This window comes from Patescibacteria group bacterium (assembly GCA_041665585.1).
Taxonomy (GTDB): domain Bacteria; phylum Patescibacteriota; class Gracilibacteria; order JAHISY01; family JAHISY01; genus JAHISY01.
Genome location: JBAYIN010000002.1, coordinates 119,919 through 139,213, shown reverse-complemented (window position 1 = coordinate 139,213; position 19,295 = coordinate 119,919). Strand labels below are relative to the sequence as shown.

General features: G+C 49.4%; 20 protein-coding genes and 2 tRNA genes. 12 read left to right on the top strand and 10 right to left on the bottom strand.

Annotation, left to right across the window (positions count from 1 at the left end; genetic code table 11):
* The first annotated feature begins 21 nt into the window (after positions 1–21).
* A complete protein-coding gene (locus tag WCV72_01975; protein ID MFA6458139.1) occupies positions 22–3,243 on the top strand; it encodes an efflux RND transporter permease subunit in 3,222 nt (1,073 codons plus the stop codon).
* A gap of 53 nt (positions 3,244–3,296) precedes the next feature.
* Here WCV72_01975 and proB read toward each other — a convergent pair whose 3' ends face one another.
* A complete protein-coding gene (gene proB, locus WCV72_01970; GenBank protein ID MFA6458138.1) occupies positions 3,297–4,058 on the bottom strand; it encodes a glutamate 5-kinase in 762 nt (253 codons plus the stop codon).
* A 279-nt stretch (positions 4,059–4,337) separates the two neighbouring features.
* Between proB and eno the strand changes: the two genes are divergently transcribed.
* The 3 genes from eno (at position 4,338) to WCV72_01955 (ending at position 6,076) form a co-directional block, all read left to right on the top strand.
* Entirely contained in the window at positions 4,338–5,606 is a 1,269-nt protein-coding gene (gene eno / locus WCV72_01965; protein MFA6458137.1) for a phosphopyruvate hydratase, read from the top strand.
* Positions 5,607–5,797: 191 nt separating this feature from the next.
* Positions 5,798–5,872 (top strand) — tRNA-Glu (locus tag WCV72_01960).
* Positions 5,873–5,999: 127 nt separating this feature from the next.
* Positions 6,000–6,076, top strand: a tRNA-Val gene (locus WCV72_01955).
* A gap of 53 nt (positions 6,077–6,129) precedes the next feature.
* Here the strand turns inward: WCV72_01955 and WCV72_01950 are convergent.
* Positions 6,130–6,666: an adenylyltransferase/cytidyltransferase family protein gene (locus tag WCV72_01950; GenBank protein MFA6458136.1), complete on the bottom strand. Its 537-nt coding sequence runs from the start codon at positions 6,664–6,666 to the stop codon at positions 6,130–6,132.
* A gap of 82 nt (positions 6,667–6,748) precedes the next feature.
* The gene (locus WCV72_01945; GenBank protein ID MFA6458135.1) at positions 6,749–7,093 is read right to left on the bottom strand and encodes a hypothetical protein; all 345 of its coding nucleotides are present in this window, start codon (positions 7,091–7,093) and stop codon (positions 6,749–6,751) included.
* 33 nt (positions 7,094–7,126) lie between these two features.
* Here WCV72_01945 and WCV72_01940 point away from each other — a divergent pair, with 33 nt between their 5' ends.
* The gene (locus tag WCV72_01940; GenBank protein ID MFA6458134.1) at positions 7,127–7,813 is read left to right on the top strand and encodes a ComF family protein; all 687 of its coding nucleotides are present in this window, start codon (positions 7,127–7,129) and stop codon (positions 7,811–7,813) included.
* Between the two features lie 65 nt (positions 7,814–7,878).
* Here the strand turns inward: WCV72_01940 and WCV72_01935 are convergent, their stop codons facing one another.
* Complete coding sequence (locus WCV72_01935) at positions 7,879–8,328, bottom strand: dUTP diphosphatase (GenBank protein MFA6458133.1); 450 nt, start codon at positions 8,326–8,328, stop codon at positions 7,879–7,881.
* Complete coding sequence (gene rplA / locus WCV72_01930; protein ID MFA6458132.1) at positions 8,325–9,020, bottom strand: 50S ribosomal protein L1; 696 nt, start codon at positions 9,018–9,020, stop codon at positions 8,325–8,327. The genes WCV72_01935 and rplA overlap by 4 nt, the downstream gene beginning before the upstream one ends.
* A gap of 391 nt (positions 9,021–9,411) precedes the next feature.
* On the opposite strand from rplA, the gene WCV72_01925 reads away from it, so the two are divergent.
* Positions 9,412–9,924: a hypothetical protein gene (locus tag WCV72_01925; GenBank protein MFA6458131.1), complete on the top strand. Its 513-nt coding sequence runs from the start codon at positions 9,412–9,414 to the stop codon at positions 9,922–9,924.
* 231 nt (positions 9,925–10,155) lie between these two features.
* Here the strand turns inward: WCV72_01925 and WCV72_01920 are convergent, their stop codons facing one another.
* Positions 10,156–11,022 (bottom strand): NAD(+)/NADH kinase, encoded by an 867-nt coding sequence (locus tag WCV72_01920; GenBank protein ID MFA6458130.1) that lies wholly within the window; start codon positions 11,020–11,022, stop codon positions 10,156–10,158.
* Between the two features lie 221 nt (positions 11,023–11,243).
* Here WCV72_01920 and truB point away from each other — a divergent pair, with 221 nt between their 5' ends.
* Both truB and WCV72_01910 read left to right on the top strand, forming a co-directional pair.
* Entirely contained in the window at positions 11,244–12,137 is an 894-nt protein-coding gene (gene truB, locus WCV72_01915) for a tRNA pseudouridine(55) synthase TruB (GenBank protein MFA6458129.1), read from the top strand.
* Between the two features lie 9 nt (positions 12,138–12,146).
* Entirely contained in the window at positions 12,147–13,202 is a 1,056-nt protein-coding gene (locus WCV72_01910; protein MFA6458128.1) for an MraY family glycosyltransferase, read from the top strand.
* Between the two features lie 85 nt (positions 13,203–13,287).
* Here WCV72_01910 and tnpA read toward each other — a convergent pair whose 3' ends face one another.
* Positions 13,288–13,716: an IS200/IS605 family transposase gene (gene tnpA / locus WCV72_01905; protein MFA6458127.1), complete on the bottom strand. Its 429-nt coding sequence runs from the start codon at positions 13,714–13,716 to the stop codon at positions 13,288–13,290.
* Between the two features lie 23 nt (positions 13,717–13,739).
* Between tnpA and WCV72_01900 the strand changes: the two genes are divergently transcribed.
* Positions 13,740–14,120 (top strand): hypothetical protein, encoded by a 381-nt coding sequence (locus WCV72_01900; protein MFA6458126.1) that lies wholly within the window; start codon positions 13,740–13,742, stop codon positions 14,118–14,120.
* Between the two features lie 5 nt (positions 14,121–14,125).
* Here WCV72_01900 and rpe read toward each other — a convergent pair whose 3' ends face one another.
* From rpe to ftsH, 3 genes are all read right to left on the bottom strand, one after another.
* Complete coding sequence (gene rpe / locus WCV72_01895; protein MFA6458125.1) at positions 14,126–14,740, bottom strand: ribulose-phosphate 3-epimerase; 615 nt, start codon at positions 14,738–14,740, stop codon at positions 14,126–14,128.
* A 212-nt stretch (positions 14,741–14,952) separates the two neighbouring features.
* Positions 14,953–15,381, bottom strand: coding sequence for a ribose 5-phosphate isomerase B (gene rpiB, locus WCV72_01890; protein MFA6458124.1), 429 nt, complete (start codon positions 15,379–15,381; stop codon positions 14,953–14,955).
* Between the two features lie 135 nt (positions 15,382–15,516).
* The gene (gene ftsH / locus WCV72_01885) at positions 15,517–17,349 is read right to left on the bottom strand and encodes an ATP-dependent zinc metalloprotease FtsH (GenBank protein MFA6458123.1); all 1,833 of its coding nucleotides are present in this window, start codon (positions 17,347–17,349) and stop codon (positions 15,517–15,519) included.
* Between the two features lie 145 nt (positions 17,350–17,494).
* Between ftsH and WCV72_01880 the strand changes: the two genes are divergently transcribed.
* Genes WCV72_01880 through dapB form a run of 3 tightly spaced genes read left to right on the top strand, consistent with a single transcriptional unit; the run spans position 17,495 to position 18,921 of the window.
* Positions 17,495–17,860, top strand: coding sequence for a hypothetical protein (locus WCV72_01880; GenBank protein ID MFA6458122.1), 366 nt, complete (start codon positions 17,495–17,497; stop codon positions 17,858–17,860).
* Positions 17,861–17,884: 24 nt separating this feature from the next.
* On the top strand, positions 17,885–18,184 hold the full coding sequence (locus WCV72_01875) for a hypothetical protein (GenBank protein ID MFA6458121.1): 300 nt from the start codon (positions 17,885–17,887) through the stop codon (positions 18,182–18,184).
* The gene (gene dapB, locus WCV72_01870; protein MFA6458120.1) at positions 18,181–18,921 is read left to right on the top strand and encodes a 4-hydroxy-tetrahydrodipicolinate reductase; all 741 of its coding nucleotides are present in this window, start codon (positions 18,181–18,183) and stop codon (positions 18,919–18,921) included. Before WCV72_01875 ends, dapB begins: the two co-directional genes overlap by 4 nt.
* The last annotated feature ends 374 nt before the right edge of the window (positions 18,922–19,295 follow it).

The window sequence follows — 19,295 nt, the reverse complement described above, 5'->3', positions numbered from 1 at the left end:
GACTTATTAACTACCAACTAATTGAGTACGCCTGAAGAGCTAGCAATCGCGGAAACCGGTAAATCGTTTTGGGGTTTTTGTGTGCGGAATTGGCGCGTCACTTTGCTCTTGATTTTGCTCGCTGTTTTCGGCGGTCTTTTCGAGCTCTCGCAGATGCCGCTCGAGTCGAGCCCGGAAATCAAAATTCCAATCGCCGTCGTGGCGACGGTTTATCCGGGCGCTTCGCCGACGGATATCGAGAAGCTCGTCACGGATCCTTTGGAAATTCGACTCAAAAATCTGGATCAGCTCAAACAGCTCACTTCATCTTCGAGCGAGGGCGTCAGCGCGATTACAGTCGAATTCAATCCGCAGGCGGATCTGACTGACTCGATTCGCAAGTTGCGGGACGAAGTGCTGAATGCGAAAGGGGACTTGCCGGCGGACGCACTGGATTCGGTCGTCACTGAAATTCGACTCGACGATGTTTCGATTTTGACAATTTCTTTGCTGGCGAATTTGCCGCCCGAAGAAATGAAACAATATGCCGACGATCTCAAAACTTCAATCGAAGGTGTCTCGGGCGTGAGTGAGGTGATTCTCTCCGGATTGGCTGACAAGCAGATGCAGATCTTGGTCGACATCCAAAAGCTAGAAGGCTACGGTTTGAGCCTGGCGCAGATTGTCGGCGCGGTCGCGGCGAATCACATTGATTTCCCGATTGGCAATGTGCTCACGGACGGTTTTTATTACACGGCTTCATTCAAAGCTCAATTTGATTCCGCCGATGATTTGCTTTTGCTGCCAGTCGGTTCAGCCGGTGGGCAAAATATTTATCTGCGTGACATTGCGACCGTGCGTGAAGTTTTTGGCGCGACACAAAGTAGCGCGCGCGTTTACCGTGCTGCAGAAAAAGATCTCAGCAACTCCGTCACGCTCCAGGTCAAAAAGAAAACGGGCGCGAATATCGTCAAAGTCGTGGATACGGTGAAGCAGCGTGCGGAAGATTTCAAAAAAAATTCTTTGCCGCCGAGCGTCAATGTCTTGCTCACGAATGACTACTCCGAATTTATCCGCGAGGATATTTACACTTTGGGCGAGACGGCGATTGAGACGATTCTCATCATCTTCGTCGTGCTTTATCTTTCGCTTGGTACCGTCGAAACTTTGCTCGTGAGTTTCTCGGTGCCGCTGATTTTGCTCGTGTCCTTCATTGGCTTGCGCCTGGTGGGCGAGACCTTCAATAGCATCGTCATGTTTGCGCTCGTACTCTCGCTCGGTATCGTGGTCGACAATTCAATCGTGATTGTGCAGGCGATTTACCGCAATGTGAAAATAAAAAAAATGAACGGTTATGCGGCGGCGATGTTGGCGATCAGCGAATTCAAGACGCCGATCGTGGCGGGTACGCTCACGATTATGGCGGCATTTTTCCCGATGACTTTGATGACTGGAATTATGGGTGAGTACATCCGGCACATTCCCAATACGGTCAACATTACTCTGGCTGCTTCGTTTTTGGTCGCGATCTTTTTGCTGGCGGGGCTGTGTGCGCGGATTTTCCGCAATTACCATGTGAGCGAGCGAGTCGAGCGGCAACCACTTTTGGTGCGCTATTTTTTGAAGCCGCTCGAATCGTGGTACGCCGTACGCATTCGTCGGATTATGGAATCCAAAAAATTGCGGTACACCTGGGTCATCGGTATGGTACTCGCTTTTTGTGTGACAATTTCTTTTCCTTTCATCGGGCTGATGAAAATTCAAATGTTCCCGACCGTGAATCAGGATTACTTCAATGTCGCGATTAAGCTGCCCGTGGGCGCCGAACTTTCGCAGACTGACGCGGTGGCGCAGCGGGTGGAAAAAATGATTCAAGCTTTGCCCGAGGTTGATAATTTCGTGACTATTCTCGGCGGTGGTGCGGTCGGAAGCTCAGGCGGACTTGGTGGTGGCGGAGGAGCGACTGGTGCGAATCAGGCGGCGATTACAGTCAATTTATTTAAGAAAGGTGAGCGGCAATTCAAAAGCTACGATCTGGCGGAGAAATTGCGCAGCGCAACGCTCGCGATTACCGAAGCGACTGTCACAGTCGATGAATTGGAATCCGGTCCGCCGTCGGGCGCGCCAGTCGAGTTGCGCTTGAAAGGCGCTGATTCCAATTTGCTCGAGCAGGCTTCGGTCGCAGTGAAGCAGGCGCTCGAAAAAATTCCTGGCACCTACGATATTACGACTGATATTGAGACGGGTACGGGTGAATTTTATTTCCGTCCGCGTCGAGATCGTTTGAATTATTACGGTTTGACGGCGGTGCAGCTCGCGACATTTTTGCGCACGGCTGTTTTCGGCAACGACTCGGTCAAGATTGTCCGCGCCGGCGAAGAAACGCCGATTGTCGTCGCGCTCGATTTTCGCCAGGAAGCTTGCAAAGCAGATAAGCAGACACAGCTCCTGGAGCGGCGCGACAACCTCACGGTTTGCCGCAACACTCCGACTGACATTTCGACTCTCGAAAATCTTCTGGTGGTGACAGCGCGTGGGACCGTGCCAGTCAGCGAGCTTGCCGATGTTTCTCTGAATCCGGCGATTACCACGATTCGCCACCGCGACACCGATACAGTCGTGACCGTGGATGCCAATGTCGACAGCCAAACTTTGCCGAGCGAGGTTGTCCAAAAATTATCAGCCGAGATGAGCCAAATTTTGCCGGCGGGCGTGACCGCGGACTTCGGCGGTGAGACCGCTGACATCGCGGAAAGTTACAATTCACTTTTTGGTGCGATGGGCATCGGGCTTTTCCTGATTGCCTTAATTCTGGTTTTGCAATTCAATTCTTTCCGCCAGCCGTTCATTATTATTTTCACGATTCCGCTTGCGTTGATTGGTGTCTTTGCCAGTCTCACTTTGCTCGGTCGCAATTTTTCTTTCCCTGGATTCATCGGCATCGTCGCGCTTTGCGGCGTGGTCGTGAGTCACACGATTATTTTGACTGATCGTTTCAATCATCATATCAAGCTCGGCATGCCGAAACTGGAAGCAATCGTGCTCTCCGGTCGTGAACGCCTTGAGCCGGTTTTTCTCACGACGGCGGCGACCGTCATGGGCATGATTCCGCTCGCGTTCAGTAGTGAGATGTGGACGGATTTGGCACTCACCATCGCTTTTGGTCTGACTTTTTGTACGATGCTGACGCTCGTGATGGTGCCGATTTTTTACAACGCCTTAGTCAGCGAAGAAGAAGTCCGTGGGTCTAAGCATCAGGGCTAAAAAACCAGTCGCCGTTTTTCCCCGCGACTCCAGCATTAATTTTTCTTTGCGAGCTAGCGCAAAACTGTTCCCGGATTCTCCTCTTTCAGGACGATTTTCGCGAGGACATTTTTGCCGAGGCCGTTCGCGATGAAGACTTCGCACTCCGCAATTTTCGCCGCTTCGAGTTTCGTCCGCATGCCGCCGTGTCCGCCGTCACTGGCTGCGCCCGCCATTTCGAAATATTTTTTCAAATTGCGTTTGTCGACGGTTTTCACGATTTTGGCTTTCGGATTTTTGTGCGGTTCTTCCTCGAAAAGTCCGTCGACATCAGTGAGCAAGATCAAGCTATCCGCGCCGACGAGATTCGCGACGCGCGCCGCGAGTCGGTCATTCGCCATGTATTTCAATTCGTCCGTCGCTGTCACGTCATTTTCATTGACGATGGGCACGACTTTTTTTGCGAGCAAAAGTTTCAAAACATTGTGCGTGTTTTGCAATGTATCCAGATTCTCGAAATCGTGCGGTGTGAGCAGCACCTGAGCGATGACGACTTTATTTTCGAGCGAAAAATATTTGTAATACTTCTGCATTAGATTGCTCTGACCGACGGCGGCGAGGGCTTGTTTTTCGTGGAGTGTCTCCGGATCGGCGCGATTGAGCTTCAGCTCGCCGCGACCAGCGGCGACCGCACCGCTCGTCACGATGACTGTCTCGATGTCGTTCATATGCAGCCGCTTCACTTCGCTTGAAATTTTTTCGAGAAATTCCAGATTCAGACTGCCGTCCGCGCGCGTGAGGAGATTCGTGCCGATTTTGATGACGACTCTATTCAAGGGTTAAGTTGTTAAGTGGATAAGTCTTCGAGTCTTTAAGTTGTTGAGTGGTTGAGTTTGCGATTTGCTAAAATCCGCGAGGAGTATTTTATTACTTTTTGTTTTTTAATTCTCATTCTTGAAACTTAACCGTTGAGTCATTTTAGGTTCGGAGGGTCATTAGGTCATTGGTCATTGGGCCATTAAGTTGTTGAGTCACTACAAATCTCTCCTGTTAATCCTCATAACCCAGTTCTTACTCTTTAATACTTAATATTTAACACTTAATACTTAATCAACATGTCTCAAATCTCCACAATCCACGCTCGCGAAATTCTCGACTCACGCGGCAATCCGACGGTCGAAGTCGAGGTCGAGCTCAAATCCGGTGAGCGCGAGATTGCGGCGGTGCCGAGCGGCGCGTCGACGGGCGCACACGAAGCGGTCGAGCTGCGCGATGATGATGCGCGTTTCGGCGGTAAAGGTGTGCAAAAAGCCGTTAAAAATGTGAATGAAATTTTGGCAAAAGAACTTCAAGACTTCGAATCGCTTGATCAAAAAGGTCTGGATGCGAAGATGCTGACGCTCGACGGTACGGCGAATAAGTCACGGCTTGGCGCGAATGCGATTCTCGGGGTCTCGCTCGCAGTGGCGCGTGCCGCAGCCGCCCACAAAAAAATTCCTCTATTCCAGCACTTTGGCTTCTTGGCAGAAAATTCAAATTGGTTGCTGCCGACGCCAATGATGAATATCTTAAACGGCGGTCAGCACGCGGATAATGGCATCGACATTCAGGAATTCATGATTGTGCCGCTCGGCTTCACCAAATTTTCCGAGGCGCTGCGTGCCGGAGCGGAGATTTTTCACGAGCTGAAAAAAATTCTCAAACAAGCCGGACACGCGACGAATGTCGGTGATGAGGGTGGCTTCGCCCCCAATTTCGCGACTTCGGTGGAAGCGCTCGACGCGATTGTCGCGGCGATTGCGGCGGCTGGTTACACCGGCAAAGTCAAAATTGCGCTTGATGCGGCAAGTTCAGAATTCTACGAAAATGGTGTTTACAAAATTGAGGGTGCCGAAAAAGACGCGACGGGGATGCTCGCTTTTTACGAAAATTTAATTGCCAAATATCCGATTGTCTCGATTGAGGACGGACTCGATGAGGACGACTGGGCGGGCTGGAGTGAGTTGACCAAAAAATTTAGTTCCAAAATTCAGCTCGTCGGTGATGATCTTTTCGTCACTAATCCCGAGCGACTCGCGATGGGAATCGAGAAGGGGATTGCGAATTCGATTCTCATTAAGCTTAACCAAATCGGGACAGTCAGCGAGACGATCGAGGCTGTGCGTCTCGCGCAAAATTCCGGCTACACCGCGGTGATTTCGCATCGCAGCGGCGAGACGGAGGACACGACGATTGCGGATTTCGCGGTCGGAGTTGCCGCCGGACAAATCAAGACTGGCTCGCTTTCGCGCTCGGATCGTGTCGCGAAATACAATCAGCTTTTGCGGATTGAGGAAAATTTGGGCGCGACTGCAAAATTCGCGGGCAATGTCTTTAAGGATTAAGGAATAAGTTAGTAAGGAATAAGAATTAAGAATTAAGAATTAAGGATTAAGTTAGTAAGGATTAAGGAGTAAGAAGAAGTTGTTAGAAAAAAATGTTTTAGCTAAAATCTCGCGGCTCTTTGAGATTTGATGGTCGGCAGGCTGCTTTAGAAAAATTCTACGAGCCACTGACTAAAAACTACAAACTGTCTGGGGCCATCGTCTAGTGGCTAGGACGCCAGGTTCTCATCCTGGTAACAGGGGTTCGATTCCCCTTGGCCCTACCAAAAGAATTTAAAATCTAGAATTTTTAAATTAAAATCTCCACCACCAGTTTAGGTCGCCAGACGAGTATCGCGATCGATATCGGCAGAATCAGAAGTTCTGAATAAATAAAACAAGGTTTGACATCACGGGTTCGTAGCTCAGTTGGTTAGAGCGTTCGCTTGACGTGCGAAAGGTCAGAGGTTCGACTCCTCTCGGACCCACCATTTACAGGAATGAAAGTCGAATGGTTCGACTTTTGCTCTTGTAACCCACCATTTTATCTGGTTTTTTTGCGTGTGCGAATTTCCTTTTGTCTTGCGCCTTCAACCTCAGCCATGAATTTTTCAACAATGCCGGCTTCGATTGTCGAGGTGCTGATTTTATCCGCCGTGCCAGCGGATAAGAAAATTGTTTTGATCGCGGGAAATTTTTTCGCGATGTCGAGTGCTGCCTTTTTGTGACGCGCGAGTTTCTTTTTCTCTTTACTAAAAACTAGAATGTCAGGTTTCAGTTTGGTGAGATGTTTGTCGTTGTGCACCTTCCTGTCTGAGATAAAAACATAATCGACCGATTTGAGTCCGAGCAAAACTTCCGCGCGTTGTTTCTCTGGAATGATTGGTCTGCGCGGACTTTTTATTCTCCGGATGAGATCGTCGCTATTTAGCCCGACGACCAAAATATCGCCAGCCGCTTTGGCTTTCGCTAGCAGTCGGATGTGGCCGATATGAATCAAATCAAAACTGCCACCATGCAGAACGATTTTCTTCCGTCGTTGTTTTTTTAGCGCCTTGCAGACCGAGCTGAGCGTGTGCATAAAGAGAAATTATTTCCCATGATGAGTCGCGTCGCGGACTTCTCGGTCAAATTTTATTTTATAAATTCTACTAGCTCAACTACTACTTTTTCTTTTTCGGCAGAATTTTGATGCCTTTCATGCCCCAGGCGAAAAGTCCGATGATAACAACTTTCAAAAAATAATGGTCATGCAGATCGAGAAAGTTTTTCGTCAGCGGTGTGATTCTCCCGACGAGCAAGTGTGTCGCGATGCCGATTGGTAGAGTCAGGAATAGCCAATTTACTTTGGGAATTTTGAGGCGGATTTTGCGAAAGATTTTTGAGAGTAGAGGCGAGAGTAAATAAATTCCCAAAAACGCGACTGTGAAGTCGAAGATGGCGTAACCGAAGATTCGGTACTGTCGCAGAAAATCGAGTGGATTCATATCGCGAAAATACTTTAACATTTTTTGCTTGGTTTTTTCGGCTAAAATCTAGTCGTGCTTAGTCGCGCGAAAAATTTCCTCCTCGAAATAATTTTTCCGATTCACTGCGTCGGCTGTGGCAGCGAAGGGGAGTGGCTTTGTGAAAATTGCGCGCACAAGATTCAGCTCAATGCGCAGCAATTTTGTCCGGTCTGCTGGCAGGCGAATCTCGGCGGGCGCGTTTGCGTGCGTTGCTCTTCGCCGCTCGACGGTTTGCGCGTGGCAGCGAGTTACCAAAAAAATCCTGAACTCGCGCACGCAATCCAAACTTTGAAATACAAATTTTCTGAGCCGCTCGCTGCGAACTTGGCGGCGATTCTGGCGCGTTCGATCAGCTCGAAAAATTACCAAGCTGAACGCATCGTCGTTCCCATTCCGCTGCACAAAAAAAGACTGCGCTGGCGCGGCTTCAATCAAGCGGAATTATTGGCGCGCTTCGTTTCCAGTAAATTAAATTTGCCCTTCGCTCACGGACTCACGCGTACCAAAAACACAGCACAGCAGGCGAAGCTTTCGCGCGCCGAGCGCATTCGCAATCTCGCCGCTGCATTCGAGCTTGCTCCGGATTTTTCGCCGCAAGGCAAAACCATTCTCTTGGTCGATGATGTCGCCTCGACGGGGACGACTTTGGTCGAGGCTGCCAAAATTCTTAAACAAAACGGGGCGCAAGAGGTCTGGGGTTTGGTCCTGGCGCGGAAATAATCCAATGTGCAAATGATTCAATAATCCAATGATCCAATGATTTACTCATTTAATCATTTAATCATTTAATCATTCACCCATTGAGTTTGATCTGTTGAGCCGAAGCCGCCGCGCGTCTTGTTCTCGACTTTGGTGATTTCCTCAAATTCGGCGCGCTCGCATTTCACGAAAAGTCCCTGCGCGATTTTTTCACCGCGCTCGACGACGACTTTCACCTTCGAGAAATTGTGTACCTGAATTTGTAGCTCATCTTTTTCACCGCAAAAATCCTGGTCAATAATTCCCAAGCCGTGCGGTTGCGTGAGACCTTTTTTGCGCGGGGTCGAAGAGCGCGAAGTGACGAGCAGCGCGAAGCCCGGGGGAGTCGCGACGATCACATTCGCCGGGATCAGCTTGATTTCTTCCGGTGCGATTTCCGTCGTCTCACGCGCGAGCAAATCGAAACCGACTGCGCCGGCAGTCTCATAAATTGGCAGTGGCAGAGTCTTGTCGACGCGAAAGATTTTTACTTTCATAGACTTTTCAAAAGTTGGTTCGCATCGACGCGTACGCCGGGACCCATCGTGCTCGCGAGCGCGATGCCACGCACATAATTCGCCTTCACCGCTTTCGGCTTCACATCGAGGACAGCTTTCACATACGCTTTGATATTTTCAATCAATTTCGCATCATCGAAAGAAACTTTGCCGACGGTGTTGTGCAAAATTCCGAAGGAATCACCACGGAATTCGACTTTGCCTTTTTGAATTTCAGCAATCGCCGTTTCGAAATCTTCTGTCACAGTTCCGGCTTTCGGATTTGGCATCAAACCTTTTTGACCGAGCGTCTTGGCGATTTTGCCGAGCTTCTTCATCATTTCCGGTGTGGCGACGGCGACATCGAATTCGAGCCAGCCTTTGCCGATTTTCTCAATCAAACTTTCTTCACCGGCTTCGACTGCACCCGCTTTCTTCGCGGCAGCCGCTTTGCCTTCTGTGACGAAGGCGACGACGCGCAATTTCTTGCCTGTGCCGTGTGGCAGCGAGACGCTCGCGCGGACGCTTTGGTCGGATTTTTTCGGGTTGATTCCGAGGCGCACATGGATTTCCAAACTACCGTCGAACTTCGTCGTCGAAGCTTCCTTGGCTAATTTCACTGCTTCGGCGATTGGATAAAGTTTTTCTTTTTCAATTTTCGCTGCTGCTGCACGCCATTTTTTCGAATGCACTTTGAGCGGATTGCGTTTTTGCGTCTTGCGTTCCTTGGCTGTTTTTTGCGGCGCGTGTTTGCGTTCCTCTTTCGCGGCCTTTTTCTCCTCTTTTTCGGCGGCCTTTTTTTCTTTGGCTTCCGCCTTTTTCACTTTCAAAAGCTCAGCTTCGGAAAGTTCCGGAGTCGCTGCGTTTTTCTCATCCGCCGCCGCGGGATTTTTCTTGGGATTCATTTGAATGAAATTATGAGGTGCGAACGCGCGAAGCCAAAATCTTCGTGCTCCCTCGATTGGTCTCCAATTTGCTTGGAAAACCGGCGGATTTTACTCGTAATTATGCTTGGAAGCAAATCATTGAATTTTAAGCTAAAAAATGTTAAAATTACACGATAATTATGATAAAATGGCCGCCGTGAGTGGAAAAGAAAATTTCGAAAAATCCCATGAAAAGGCGCTTTCCGCGAACCCGGAAAAAGTCGATGTCGGTCAAATCGCAGCTGAGGCGGCAGTTGATTCGATGGCTTCGGGGGTTTCGGCTGAAGCCATGAAGACAATCGAGTCCGCTGAATCGGCGGAAGGTGGCGAGAGTTTTTCTGAGCACAAAGGTGACAAAAAAGATCACACTGGCGCGACCGGCTCTACGGTGACTGACGAAGAAGCACAAAATTTATTCGCGTATGTCCAGAAGACCGTGCCACAGAAGCAAATGCAGCGTGAAGTGGCGGCGGCGATTCGTAAGGAAATTCGTCGCGAAGAGCAAAAAGTTTTGCTCGCTTATGTCGGTCTCAAAAAATATCCGCCGCATTATCTCGCGGAAAAAATCGCCAAAATTCGCAGCCTGCGTGATCTGCTTTCGAATCTCGTCGACGCGACGAAAGAATTCCTGACCGGACTTTATCTCAAGTGGGTCAGAAAAAGCGTCTGAGGAGTGTTGGAAGTGTTATAGTTGTTCGAGTTGTTCGAGATGTTCTAGTTGTTCTATTTGTTAAAAACCACGAGCAGATAAACAAATTCATTAGAACAATTAGAACAAGTTCGCCGCAGCGGACGATCGAACACTTAGAACAGCTATAACAAGTTCGCCGCAGCGGACGATCGAACACTTAGAACAGCTATAACAAGTCCGCCGCAGCGAACGATCGAACACTTAGAACAGCTAGACCTTGCGCTCGCTCCAATTCAGCTTGCGCCGGAGAATTTCAAAATGATTTCGTTTCTTGGGATGGATGACCTCGAGCTGCCAGTCGGCTTTTTCGAAAAGAATCTCGTCGCCGATTTTTAATGCAGAGCTTTGTTGTCCGTCCGCTGTGAGCACCAGATTTTTTTCGGTAATTCGACTGCGGATTTTGCCGCTGGCAGGCAGGACGAGCGGGCGCGCGGCGAGGAGGTGCGGATTGATCGGCGTCAAAATCACCGCCGCCAAATTCGGGTCGAGAATCGGACCACCGGCAGAGAGCGAATAAGCGGTCGAGCCGGTCGGTGTCGCGACGATCGCGCCGTCGGCGTGGAAAGTCGCTATGCGCTTGCCGTCGAAATCGAAATCGAGCGCGATTAATTTCGCGACGCAGTTTTGATTCAAAACCATTTCATTCAGGGCGTGCAGTGTTTTCACGACTTGCTTGCCGCGCGAAATTTTCGCCGTGAGCAGGATGCGCACGCTGGTCTCGAAGTCCCCGGCAAAAAATTCAGCCAACAATTTTTCCAAATTTTCCGGCGCGAATTCCGTCAAAAAGCCGAGCGTGCCATCGAGCCGAATCCCGGCGAATTTGCCGCTCGCGCCGAAGAACTCGCGCGCAGCACCGAGCAGCGCACCGTCGCCACCAAAGACCAAAATCAAATCGGCGTTTTTGATTTGCAGAGTCGTCGCCGCTTTCCCGCCCAAAATTTTGGCGATTGGCTTCTCGAGAAGGATGGTCTTTTTCTGGCATTCCAAAAATTTCACGAGCTTCACGAAATAGCTTTTGCGCGCGCTGGAATTTTGTCCACCGACGAGTGCGACCGAATTCAGATTTTGGGAAAGCACGAAACGAATTTTAGGTTTTTCATGGCAAAGTTGAAAGCGGAAAGAATTTTTGAATTTTGTAATTTCTAATTTTGTAAATAAATCCAAAATCTAAATTTTTAAAAATTGTAAAAATTGAAAATTTGCGAGTTTCAAAAAAATAAACTAACACTACTCACTAACACTATCCACTAAATAATTTCTTGTCCGCATTTCGACTAGATTCAGTTAAAATCCTCCTAATGGACGGCTTCATCGCAATCAACAAACCGAAGGGAATCACCTCGCACGATGCGGTTGCGTTCGCGCGGCGGCGTCTCAAAATTCAAAAAATCGGACACGCGGGGACGCTCGATCCGATGGCGACGGGAGTCCTCATCCTCGGCATCGGCGCAGCGACGCGGCTCTTGGAATATGTGCAAAACACCGAAAAAGAGTACGAGGCGGAGATTACTTTCGGCGTGACTTCGACGACGGACGATGCCGAAGGTGAGCTGACGAATTTTCCCGATGCTAAGAAATTTTCCCGCGAAGATTTGGAAAAAGTTTTACCAGAATTCATCGGCACGGTTCACCAGATTCCGCCGCAATTTTCTGCCATCAAAATCGCCGGTCAGTCGGCGCACCGTCTCGCGCGGAGCGGTGCAGAGGTGAAGCTGAAATCGCGCGAAGTCACAATTTACGAAATTCAAATCCGCAATTTCGAATACCCCAAAGCGGAAATTTCTGTGCGCTGTGGCAAGGGGACTTACATTCGCTCGATCGCGCGCGATCTCGGCGCGCGTCTCGAAGCCGGCGCGCACCTTTCGAAATTGACGCGCACGCGTATCGGCGATTTCACACTCAATCGCGCGTTGCCACTGCGTTCGATTCGTGCGGAAAAAATTCTGCCAATTGAGGCGGGTGTGACGCTGCCGCAGATTAGCCTCACGCGGCTCGAAGCGGACAAAATTCAAAATGGTCAAAAAATTCCGTCGCGCACGAGTGATGAGTTGGTCGCCGCTTTTTTCGAAAATCACTTTCTGGCGATTCTGGCGCGTGAGGAGGCGAAGCATCTGCTGCGTCCCGAAAAAGTTTTCGTGCGGAATTTGCCGACTGAAAAATTAATCGAATTCGCGACGCGTAAAATTCGCTAAAATTTTCGTGTGAATTTTCTTCCTCTCATTTTTGCTTTCGTTCTCACCATTTTCTTCACACTTTTCGCGCTGCGTTTTTTCCCCCGATGGGGCTTGCTCGATGATCCGAAAAGATACGGCTTGAAACGCGCGCCGATTCCTTATTTCGGCGGACTGACGATTTTCGTCAGTTTTGTGGCGGCGGTGCTTATTTTCGTGCCGCTGTCGAAAGAAGTGCTCGGCTTGCTCGCGGGCGCGACTTTGCTGACAGCGACAGCTTTTCTCGACGACGCATTTCGCTTGCCGCCGCTCGCGCGGCTCGCTATCCAGATCATCGCGGCGGGGATGCTCGTTATTTCCGGACTCGGGATTTCGCACCTCACCAATCCTTTCGGCGGGGCGATTGATCTCGCGGCACTTGATTGGAATGTCGGTCAATTTTGGGGCGGGGAATATCATCTCACTTTATTCGCTGATCTTTTCACGGTCGCGTGGGTCGTGTTGCTCACCAATTCGCTCAATTGGCTCGACGGCGTCGCGGGACTTTCTTCTGGCATCGCCGGACTGGCTGCACTCGTCATCTTCTTCCTCGCGGCGCGGACGGGTTACCATTACTTCGATCAGTCGGCAGTCGTCGCGCTCGCCGCGATTCTCGCGGGCGGGGCGCTCGCCTTCACGATTTTTAATTTTCCGCCGCCTAAAATTCTGCTCGGTGATTCCGGCTCGATGCTGCTCGGCTTCGTGCTCGCTGCACTCGCCGTTTTCTCCGGCGGCAAAATCGCGACTGCTGCGCTCGTGCTCGGCTTCCCACTGCTCGACGCGATTTGGGTCGTACTGCGTCGCTTGCTCGCGGGGCACTCCCCATTCCACGGTGATTATGGTCATCTGCATCATCGTCTGCTCGCCGCGGGATTTTCCCAGAAGCAAACCGTGCTCGCGATTTACGCGGCATCGGCAGCTTTCGGCGCGATTGCGCTTTTCATCGACAACGCTTTCGGCAAATTAATCGCGCTCGCGCTGCTCTTCCTCGTCATGCTCGCGGTCGGCTGGAAATTGCGTCACGCGAAATTAGAAAAAGAAAGTTGATTTGAAAAAAATTTCCGAAGAGATAAAATCAATCCTTATCTTTTAATCTAGATGAAATACCGCCAGCTTACGCAGGCGGTATACTTCACAATTCAAGCTTCGCTTGTCCAGCATCTTCTCTGCCCTGCATCTCGATGTAACGCCTAATGACTGCCTCGTCGAGTCCAACTGTGGAAACAAAATATCCACCACTCCAGATACTCGCTGTACCCCAGTAGACTTCTTTTAGAAACTCAAACTTTTCCTTCAGCTGTTTGGCTGTATTGGATTTGATGATTCTTACCACACTGCCAACACTCATTTTCGGTGGTATAGAAATGAGTATATGAATGTGATCTTCATCATGATTGATTTTTAAGATTTCAAGCTCCGGATAACTTTTGCTCAACCCTTTCAGTCTATCTGCCATGTAGGCATGAATTCCGTTGTTGAAGATTTTTCTACGGTACTTAGTTACCAAGACTAAATGGTATTCGCAACGGTAGATGCAATTTGATTGGCGCTTGAGCTTCATGCATAAATCCTAACACGCCGAAGATGCTGGATTCTCTTCATCCGCCAGCTTACGCAGGCGGATTTTCGGCGGAACTTAAAATGCTTAACATCTCAGACTTGGAAATCACATTAGGCAAGGCGGAAAAGCCGAATCAGCCGGGGAGACAAGAGGATTCAGAAAAAATTCTTTCGTTAGCAATAGGATTAAAAAATGGTGAGACCATATACGCCACAAGAGCCCAAATTGATTTTGCGACTCGTCGCATCGGCGATTCAGTGATAGCGGCCATTAGTAACCACAGTTCGGAGTTTCAAAAAGCAGTTAGGTTCTTTGCAGGTAGTAAAAGAAACCAAATTAGAAATGTGATACTTGTTGCCGAAGATGGCAAATCAAGAATTATCAGAACTGAACCTTGGCGTTAGTCGTTTTAGCTGCGCAGGCTCGCAATCGCCTTCTCGCGGTTGTCAGATTTGAAAATGTAGTTGCCTGCGACCAAGACATTCGCGCCAGCGGCGATGGCTTTTTTCGCAGTCTCAGCATTGATTCCGCCGTCGATTGAGATATCGAGCTCGGGATTTCCGGCGCGTAACGTGCGAACTTTCTCCAAACTATTTTCCATAAAGGCTTGTCCGCCGAAGCCCGGCTCGACTGACATCACGAGCAGCAAATCAACGAGCGGCAGAAATTCCGCAATCGCCGCGATTGGTGTATTTGGCTTGATTGAGATTCCGGCGCGGCAGCCGAGACTTTTGATTTTGCGTAAAAGTGCGGCGACATCTCCTTCGATTTCCGCGTGAATCGTAATCGCGTCTGCTCCTGCTTTAGCGAAATCTTCTAGCAAAATTTCCGGCTGGCTGACCATGAGGTGGCAATCGCGGAAAAGTTTCGTCTGCAAACAACGCACGACGGGTGCACCGAAAGTCAGATTGGGCACGAAGTGGCCGTCCATCACATCGATATGTAGCCATTCACAAAATGGCTCAATCGAAGCGATTTCCTCGTTTAATTTACCGAAGTCGGCGGAGAGAATGGACGGAGCGATTTTAATTTTAGGGTTCAGGTTTTAGGGGTTAGGTTTTAGGGGTTAGGGGTTAGGGGTTAGGGGTTAGGTAAAATTTCAATTTTCTCAATTCTTATTTTATGGCGACCGCTGATTTTTTATTTCTGGATTCCCGCTTCCGCCCCGAGGGGGCCACTTCGTGGCGGGAACGACAACGATAGATTTGGGAAGTAGAAACGTTGCATGCAACGTTTCTACGCAATCTCGATTTTCCGCACGCGTGCTTCGTGACGACCGCCTTCGAATTCTGTCGCCAAAAATTTCTCAAGCATTTCTGTCGCCAACTTTGCATCGAGTTGGCGGCCGGCGAGGACGAGGACATTTGCATCATTGTGTCGGCGGGAGAGCTCGGCGTCTTCGACCGAGACGGAGCGCGCTGCGCGAATCCCGGCGTGACGATTCAGCGCCATCGAGATGCCGAGACCAGTGCCGCAGATGCCGACACCGCGATTGTCCGGATTCTCCAAAACTTTCACGGCTAACTTGTGCCCGAAGTCAGGATAATCACAGGAATCCGGCGAATCGCAGCCGAGATCCTCGAAAGCGATTTTTTGTTCGGTCAAAAAATTTTTCAGCGAATTTTTGAGTTCAAACCCGGCGTGATCGGAAGAAAGGAGAAGCATTTGGATTATTTAGGTCGGCTATCTTTTTTCTCACGCTGTTCTTTCCATAATGGGACGAACATTAGTCTGAAAGTTTCTTTAAGTCGTTTGAAGATTTCTGAGGTAAGAATATCTTTTTGTTCGGGAGACATATTTTTAAATTTTAATAGTTAATTCAACAGTTACTTTTTTCGCACCGAAAAGTTTTTCAAATTCAGCTGAGTCGAGTGTCTCGATTTCGAGCAATCTCTCGGCAACTTTTTTCAGTTTCGCTTTGTTTTTTAGCAAAACATTTTTCGCCGTCGCGTAAGCAGTTTCGATAATTTTGCGCACTTCGTCGTCAATCTTGCTCGCCATTTCTTCCGAGTAGTCGCGTTCGTGCATCAAGTCTTTGCCGAGAAATACATTGCCGTGGCTGCTGCCGAAAATGACCGGACCGAGCCGATCGCTCATGCCGAATTTCGTCACCATCGCGCGCGCGATTTTACTGGCGCGTTCGAGGTCGCTCGAGCTGCCAGTCGTCACTTCGCCAAAAACCATTTCCTCGGCGACATGTCCACCGAGCAGGCTCGCGAGCTCGTCGTGGAAGCGCGATTCACTTTCCAGGCGGCGATCTTCCGTCGGCAGATACCAAGTGACGCCGAGCGCCATGCCGCGCGAGACAATCGAGACTTTGTGCACGGGATCGGTGTGCGGCAAGACATGCGAGACGATGGCGTGACCGGCTTCGTGGAAGGCGGTGATTTTTTTCTCGTCGTCGGTCAGGACGCGCGATTTTTTCTCCGGACCGAGCGCGACTTTTTCGATGGCGTGTTCGAGCTCGGATTGGGAAATAGTTTTCAGTCCGCGTTTCGTCGCGAGAATCGCAGCTTCATTCAAAAGATTTTCCAAGTCGGCACCGGTGAAGCCGGGAGTTTGGCGCGCGACTTTTTCGAGATCGGCATTTTTCGCGAGCGGTTTGTTGCGCGAATGCACGCCCAAAATTTCCAGTCGTTCGCCGATATCCGGCATGTCGATCACGACGCGGCGGTCGAAGCGACCAGGGCGCAGCAGTGCCGGGTCGAGGACATCGGGACGATTGGTCGCGGCGATCACGATGACATTCGTGCCGGTCTCGAAGCCGTCCATTTCCGTCAAAATTTGATTCAAAGTTTGCTCGCGCTCGTCGTGTCCGCCGCCCATGCCAGTCCCGCGCGCGCGTCCGACCGCATCGATTTCATCGACAAAAACAATCGCGGGCGCATTGCGTTTCGCTTTCTTAAATAAATCACGGACGCGACTCGCGCCCACGCCGACGAACATTTCGACGAATTCCGAGCCGGAGATTGAAAAGAACGGCACATTCGCTTCGCCGGCGACTGCGCGGGCGAGCAAGGTTTTGCCAGTGCCGGGAGGACCGACGAGCATCACACCTTTCGGGATTTTCGCGCCCATCGCGGTATATTTTTTCGGATTTTTCAAGAAGTCGACAATTTCAACCAATTCTTCTTTCGCCTCGTGCGCACCGGCGACATCCGCGAAAGTCGTTTTGTTTTTCGTCTTGTCGGAGACTTGCGCGCGCGATTGACCGAAATTCATCGCGCCCTGATTATTGCTCTGCGCTTGGCGCATCATGTAAACCAAAAATGCGGCGATCAGCACAAAGGGAATAATTCCCGCAATTACATTCAGCCAAAAATCCGAGCCGGTCGAATCAATCGCCTCGATGACGACTGCCGATTTCGGATCGCTGAGTCCGAGATCTTTCAAAGTCTCGCCGGCCGGGCGCGTCGATTTTTCGATTGTCTTGTCTTTCAGCTCAATCGTGAGCGCCGTGCCATTGACGGTGATTTTGCTAATCTCATTCGCCGCGAATTGTTGCTGTACAGTCGTGATTGGCACTTCGGTTATCGCCGTTCCGTTCTCACCAAAAATAACATAAACGCTCGCGGCAATCAGCGCGAGGACGAGCAGCGTCGAAAGTCCGTTTCGGCGCGAGGGAGTTTTCATCAAAAGAATTTTAGGAAGCAGGTGAGAGTTTAACTTCGCAGGAAAAAGAAGTAAAACCACTCTCGTAATTCTGAGAATATTCGGGCGAAAGAGCTTGACTTAAAATCGTTTTTGCTTGAAAATACGACCTTATAATTTTTTAGAAATGAAATTTTTCGATCAAAATCATGAAGGTCGAGTTGTCGAAATAGACTTGGCAAAAGTTCGTCGGACTGTTTTCAGTACGCTTGATGCTGGGCAACAAGCTGAGGTCTTAAGTCTTGCCAAGGGAAATCTTGGCGCTTTTGATAATTATTCTCTGGATGGTCGCACTTCAGCTTCTCGAGACTTAAATAAATTAACTATAGGAATTTTTGAAAAATTGGGAATTCCAGATTTTGCTTTTGCCGTTGCTGGTGAAATTAAAGTGCTCCTAGGACAAGAAGGTCAAACTTTGGGTGGTCTGACTAAATCGATTGATGAGCTTGGCGATTATGATGCTGAGTTAGCTCTGGAGAATATCGCAGCTTGAGAACTGTAATTTTTGATTTTTGGAATGCGAATTGAAAATATTGGAACTGGCGAAGTTATTTCTATCTCGACCGGAGAGGTTCGGGTGGCTGTCGAAAAAGCGTTGAGTGAGGATGTCGCCAGATTTTCAAAAACGATGGATTTAGATAAAGCTGTCGCGACAATGTTTGAGTACTGGGGAATTTCGGAGGTCGCCTTTAGTCCAGACCAGGTGTCTTGCGCCGGATGTTTTGCCGCAGAACAAATTAAATTATTGTTGCAAAAAGGCAATCTAGATATTATTGGTTTTGTGTATGCGGTCGCTGGGATTACAATTAGGGCATGAAAATTGCGATTATTGGTTTCGGCAAGATGGGTCGCGCGATTGAAATCGCGGCTAATTCAGCGCAGCACACGGTTGTCGCGAAGATCGACCCTCAGGCGCCCGAGGCGACAGCGAGCGAAATTTCTGCTGCCAATCTAAACGGCGCGGAAGTCGCGATTGATTTCACGCATCCCACGGTCGTCATCGCGAATCTGCAAAAACTCGCCGCGCTCAAAATTCCCACAGTCGTCGGCACGACGGGCTGGTACGAAAAATTACCCGAGGTGGAGCAGCTGGCGCAAAAGAATTCAGTTGGGATTTTGTACGCCGGAAATTTTTCCGTCGGCGTGCAAGCTTTTTACAAAATCGTCGCGCAGGCGGCGCAGCTTCTCGCTGGTCAAGGTTTCGATGTCGCGATTCGCGACACGCATCATACCGCGAAGGCGGACGCGCCGAGCGGCACGGCGAAAGAACTCGCTGCGAAAATTCTCGCGAATTTCCCGGCGAAAAAATCAGTCATGCTCGACAATGAGATTCTTCCGATTCCAGCTGATAGATTGCAAATTTCCTCGGCTCGGGTTGGTCGAGTCGTCGGGATTCATGAAATTATTTTCGACGGTTCGAGCGAGACGATTCAGCTGATTCATTCTGGCAAAAATCGCGACAATTATGCGACTGGCGCAGTCGCAGCAGCGGAGTGGTTGCTCGCGAAAAAATCAGCCGGAGTTTTCACTGCCACTGATTGGTTGGGATTTTGATTACGCGAATTTCGAAACTAATTTCAAATTAGAATTGGGAAATTTTCGAATTTTCAAGTCCCGTAATTTTTAATTTTTTATCCATCTCATTCCTAACCCCGGAATTAATTCCGGGGTTAGGAATGCTAGTGATGGAATTTTCAGCGTTTTAATTTTTTGAGCATTAAATCTTGAGATAGCTAAGCAACTGCAAAACAACACGCGTACATTTTTAACCATGCCGTTAACGGCATGGTTAGGAAGTATGTAGATTATGTTGGAATTATAGTTTGTTAGCTATACACGCTTGTCGTTAGCCAACCACTTAAGTGGTTGGTGGGTTAACTTGAGTTGAGACTTGAGTCTGAATTTTCTTTGTAAATTCCGTAAATTTG